The organism is Paenibacillus sp. NRS-1782 (genome assembly GCF_050467685.1).
Taxonomy (GTDB): Bacteria; Bacillota; Bacilli; order Paenibacillales; family Paenibacillaceae; genus Paenibacillus; species Paenibacillus terrae_A.
In genome coordinates this window covers 1-5,502 of the sequence record NZ_JBITPH010000027.1, presented here as the reverse complement: position 1 = coordinate 5,502, position 5,502 = coordinate 1, and the positions used below count along the sequence as shown (strand labels likewise).

The window sequence follows — 5,502 nt, the reverse complement described above, 5'->3', positions numbered from 1 at the left end:
ATCCTTCAGCAGCAAGCCATAATACCATGCGGGAACCACCACAAATCGTTCCGATTCAGGTACATTATTTTCGTCCAATAGTACGCCTAAATCAATAAGTAAATCATACGCCGTTGAAGAAGTTGGAATTATAGGCGTTGTATCAATGCCAATCATGTTCTCTGCTTTAACCTCCGTGTAAAATCCAGCAAGATACTGATCCACTACATTGGCAAGTCCATACGAAGCTTCTACGATTCCACCATCCAGCAGATTCACATTCGCTTGCGCAGCATCTACATCATCCACCTGAAAATTAAAATACTTCGCCTGATCGATCACCAATGTTTTTTGTGTAGCATCTAACTCCTGTGGATTACCGATTCCTGCCACTTTGTCATAGTTGCCAATCGTCACCGCTCCAATCGAATTGATTTTTACGGTGGACCCTTGGCCTTGAATTTCTCCTTCATAATCGGTGTTGACTACGTTCCCATACACCAGATTCTTCTTCAAACTTTCATTTAAACGTGCGCTCCAAATCGTAGGAATAAAATTTTGTACTGTCATATTCTAATCACCCTGTCCTTTTCTTTTATTAGTATTTGTTTTGTAATGCTTGTTTGACTTGATCCCAATGCTGATTAATCTCATTTGGCGACATGCCTTTGATTGAATCCAATGTAAATGTGCTACTCGTTGAACTAGCTGGAGGTGTATAGCCATCCCCTTTGAGCCGTTGCTCGACTTGCTGTTGTATAGCCAATTGCAGCGATTGTTCCAACATAGCTAAATTCGCTGTCGTCGCTTCTTCATCTGTACCAACAAAAAAATCCACTAACGGGAGTGGAAGTTTCTTTTCGGATGCAATTTTGATCGCTTGGCTGGTTAACCGTTCACGCTGTTTCTCCAGTTTCATATGCTCCACTTCGGCTCGTAGCTTCTCGACTTCGATTTCTTTCTCGTCCTTAGCCGGGAATCGCTTCTTGATCTCAGCATCCACTACACTTTCCAAATGATTGGCTTTCCACGTTTCCAACGATTTGGCGGATCGTTTGTCTACCGTGCTATCGAACCAACTTTTGGCTTGCTGATTAGATTGGATATATTGCTCCATCCCCTCCACGCTATACGGATTCAAACCCTGAAGATACGTTTGCCATTCCTCATTCGTTTGGTTTTCTTCAATCAACTGCTTCATTTGTTCTAAATTCATTTTCATTAATCTCCTTTATTGCCCATCCGACTCTGTAGAACCGAACACGCTTATGTATGTATTGAATTAAGCCGTTTAATGTCATGCTCAGGACAGTGTTGTTACGCTTTAGTAATCACAAAAACGAGGAAAAGGTACAACATACCAACTCCCCACTTTTGCCTGTTTCTCATCCTTTGTTTATACGGTTTTTTAATAGCCTAAAGCGTAACACCGAGTCCGTTTAGGTTCGAGCTTTCGAACACGCATATGTATGTTGAATTCGTTTAACGTCATATCTGATACAATAATGTTACGCATTAGAAAACGTAAAAACGAGAAATAGATACAAACATACCAACTCCTCATTTTGGGTTGTTTTTCACCCTTAGTTTATTGGGCTTTTTAAACCTCTAAAGCGTAACATCAAGCCTGTTTTTTCCTCATCTGACGCATCCGTAATTTCGTCTTTTCGTTTGCATTCTTGTCCTTACACTTCTTACAATATTTCTGCCGATTCGAATTCGCTGAAAAAGTAGCCTTACATTTCTGACAGTTCACCCTCGGTTTCGCTGTATTAAACCCAACCTCTACATTACGTTCAGACTTATATTCTCGTTCAAACTTTTCATCTATGGGCAAAACTCCATTTTCAAAATAGCTACAACGGGGCAAAGAATCATCTTGAGCGAAAAATACACATGGGCCATCTTGTAAACAGCAATAGTTTGGGATACCGTGCTTTGCTCCAAGATAGCATGCACAATTATTCTTAACGAGCCGCTTGATCCTATTTTTATTATGCATTCGATTTCTCCTTATACGTAGCAATTAATCGCTGCTGTTCTGCATGAAATTTATTGAATTCCAGCTTGGGATTCTCTACAAACGGTAACAGTGTTATCAATGTTTCCTGAGATACGACTTGCTGCAATTTAACGATTACATCTGCCATCCCCACTAAATCTGTCGGTAAGTTACGAGTAAACTTCACAGCGATATCCCGGTAATCATATTGCATGCCTTCTTTAATGTGCAGAAACGTGAAGAAGTTACGCAGACGCTGCTTGATTGCCTTTTCCATTAAAGCTTCACGCATCGCCACTCGATTCTCCAAATTCAGCAGCTTATTTCTAAGTGCCAAGGAAGAAGTATTACTGGCCCAGTTTTCATTAAAGTTAACTTGATCCATCATGTCGAAAATTTTGCGCTCAATATTGTCTAGCTCGTTCTTCACAAAAGAATCGTTTATCTCCTTCGTAAGCCAACTTACCTTTCCTCCACCCGGAACCTGAATAATGCCCATCTTCTTCATATTCAATAAGTCTTCAGCTTCCAGCTTTGCATTCTCAATCACGAGATAGGCATTGCGATGATCTGCAATTTCATTGACCAAATCGGAATTCAATTCGTTATAGGCATCAAATAAAGAAATCACATCATGGAAACCACTTTTTCTCTCCGTATTGGCTGGACAGGAGATAAGTGGGATTCTTCCAAAGATGTGATTATGTTTGCCGATATATTTCAGTTCGGGTGCCTGGTTTTGCTTACTCTGATTGTGTTTATCATCGTTGCCGATTGTATAGTGTAGAATTTCATGATCGGTATACACGTCCAGATAGACTTGCTTATCAAACCTTTTCGTAAATTTATGTAAGCCAAGTAATACATTTCGTTCTGCTGTTCCGTCTTCCAGCACATACGCATTCAAAGGAGATAATACGGTGGCTGAAAACTGTCCATCCGAATCAATATAGTTTAATTCAAAACTCTCACCAAAGATTTCAGACTGTTTTCGAAGCTGTAGATTATGCTCCTTGTCCCAATGACTCATATGTACGTCTATGTTATGTATAGCTGTATCCTGATCTGACTTGGACACATAGTTTACTGGCTTACCGAGCAGATAACCCACTTCATTATCTACGAACTTACGAGGGAAATTAAAAATAAGCTTTTGATTGCTTCGACTTTCTTGCATCGCATAGTTCTTGAGAATGGCATGCTGACCATTGTAGTAATCTGCATATTTCTGTTTGGCTATTGCAGCCGATTGGAGTTCATTTAGACATTCCAAAATGATAGACTCAGTTATTTGCAAATATATACTTCCTTTCAAAATGGGCTATGTAATTGTTGCTTAAATAAATAAAAGAACCACCTTTACTAAGGTAGTTCCTTGTTGAACTAACGTTCTTCGTTAACCTAACTTCTAGCTCTGCGCTTTTTAAGTGCGTTTATTTGTGTTGACTTACACATCAGCCCTTAATAACTTGAAATTTTTATCGAAGTAAGCATGTATCCTATGTCCACCAAATAAATCTCCATCATCATACTCACAGTATATTTCATTTGTATTAAGTTCGATATCATATAACGTTATTGATTCTTGAAATTTTTCGTTCGTTGTATTATATTCACCTGCATCCACAGCATCCCAATTTAAATTTTCGTCATTTTCATCATACTCGGGCCAAAAATCATTTTTGTATTCAATCAATTCTCCTGCTATGGCTTCTCTTGCTTTTCTATCAAAGTCTGCTAAACATAAGAAAAGTTCTTCTGCTCTTTTGATCATTTTGGCTACATCAACAGATCCATTTTTTATATCTAACCTCCAATGTATTTTTTCTTCGTTTGCCTCTAGCGCCGTACAGTCCTCATTATATGTAAACACTCCAATTAAGCTGCTGATTACTGATCTTTCCATTCTATAATTCCTTTCTATTAATATATATAATTACATCTAATTTAACCCTTAATTCATTATAGAAATTAGCTATTTCTTATTAAGTCTAATCTAACCTGCCCGTTAACTCAACGAGATTGGACAAAATAAAGAATGAGTATCTAGCAAAACCCTCAAAATAACAAACTGCGATCATAAAATTTCAGACTCTTGACCGACTGAATTAATTGAACAGCCCCATATAAACTATCTGGTGCATCATCATATGTACAATTTCGATTATAATCCTTCACTTGATGGTTGTATCTAAGGTCATCTGCATTGAACAGAATATGACCCTTCTTCACTTCCGGCTCCAAGCTAATAATTCGTTCATGCTTCTGTCCCTTGGAATGAACACTTTCTACGGGTGTATGTATATTCGCCTTCCATAGCTCTTCTTCAAACTTTTGCTTCATATAGCTCTGTGCCTGATTCACTTCAAAACCAAGCTTATCTACAGGGTAAAGCTTCAACTTTTCAATCACTACTTGAAACAAACTATCCGGCAGCAGCTTATAAATATTACCATCAATCACGTACATCTGCTTCGTCTTCCGATGCTGCCCAATAATTGAAACCGCAGAATAGTCATTTTTCTTCCCGGCTTTAATCGCTGGATCAATGTACATGGCAAGTTCCATGTCCTCAAACTCAGGCAACCTATCCCAATACATGAGATTCTGAAATATGTATTCGTCTGTTGAACGCGGATCATTCTGTAGCTCTTTATAGAAGCTTTTTTCTCCCATCGCTTGCTTCTTGCACATCAAATAATAATAGTCCAAATACTCGCTCCACAGGATTTTCGTATCCTCCAACATTTCCTCTTGGTGAGCCATAAAAAAAGAAAAAGCCGTATTGATCCTATCCTCGTCTTGGAGATTATTATATTGCCGCTCCCACTCTGACCATAGATCATCACGCTCTGAAAACTGAAGCACGGCTGCTTTACGGACGCTTCTTACACCTGGTATCTTCCCTTTGAGCAGATCAGCCATGATATCTTCTTCATTGAGAATGGTTCCACAGATCAGAATATTCGTATCCCTTGTGCCAATAGGCAGAATGACATCCGTAAATGTATTTTTAATTTGTTCGCGCTTGGCTTCGGATCGTGCGGTATCTTCCTTAAGCAAATCATCCATTAGAACCAAGGTAGGACGATGATGCTTATAGTGAATACCTCGAAGTGAGCCATCTATGCCACGAATCATAATGCATGAATCCAGTCCACCTTTACTCTTCAGCCATATTTCATTGTTGTTCCAGCGGCTCCCTTTACGAATCCCAAAATCCTCAATCAGCATCTGATTGGTTTCCAACTCATCTTTGATCATATCCAAGAACGGCAATGCAATTTGCTCTGTGGCAGATATAATCAATGTAAACTGTGATTTATCATAAAGCGTGGCATACAGCGGAAATAAAAAAGAACTGATCGTTGACTTTCCATGCTCCCTAGGGAGGCCGAAAGCCGTAATCAGTCCTGTATTTGCAAGCATATGTCTTAATTCCGAAAATAACTCTTTGTGAAACTGTCCAAACGCTCGATCAAAATATTTAGGGAAATAGTCTAAAGCGAAAAACTCAATGT

Annotated in this window: 5 protein-coding genes; all 5 read right to left on the bottom strand. The window is 38.9% G+C overall.

Annotated features, from left to right (window positions below; genetic code table 11):
• The coding region (locus ACIFQM_RS12145; RefSeq protein WP_430065632.1) for a P22 coat protein - protein 5 domain protein at window positions 1–549 on the bottom strand (549 nt) is incomplete at its 3' end.
• Between the two features lie 28 nt (window positions 550–577).
• On the bottom strand, window positions 578–1,195 hold the full coding sequence (locus tag ACIFQM_RS12140) for a DUF4355 domain-containing protein (protein WP_430065630.1): 618 nt from the start codon (window positions 1,193–1,195) through the stop codon (window positions 578–580).
• 778 nt (window positions 1,196–1,973) lie between these two features.
• Window positions 1,974–3,278 (bottom strand): phage portal protein, encoded by a 1,305-nt coding sequence (locus ACIFQM_RS12135; protein WP_430065628.1) that lies wholly within the window; start codon window positions 3,276–3,278, stop codon window positions 1,974–1,976.
• A 150-nt stretch (window positions 3,279–3,428) separates the two neighbouring features.
• Window positions 3,429–3,887, bottom strand: coding sequence for a DUF2262 domain-containing protein (locus ACIFQM_RS12130; protein WP_430044145.1), 459 nt, complete (start codon window positions 3,885–3,887; stop codon window positions 3,429–3,431).
• Window positions 3,888–4,039: 152 nt separating this feature from the next.
• Window positions 4,040–5,502: phage terminase large subunit (gene terL, locus ACIFQM_RS12125; protein WP_430065626.1), on the bottom strand; the 1,463-nt coding region annotated here is incomplete at its 5' end.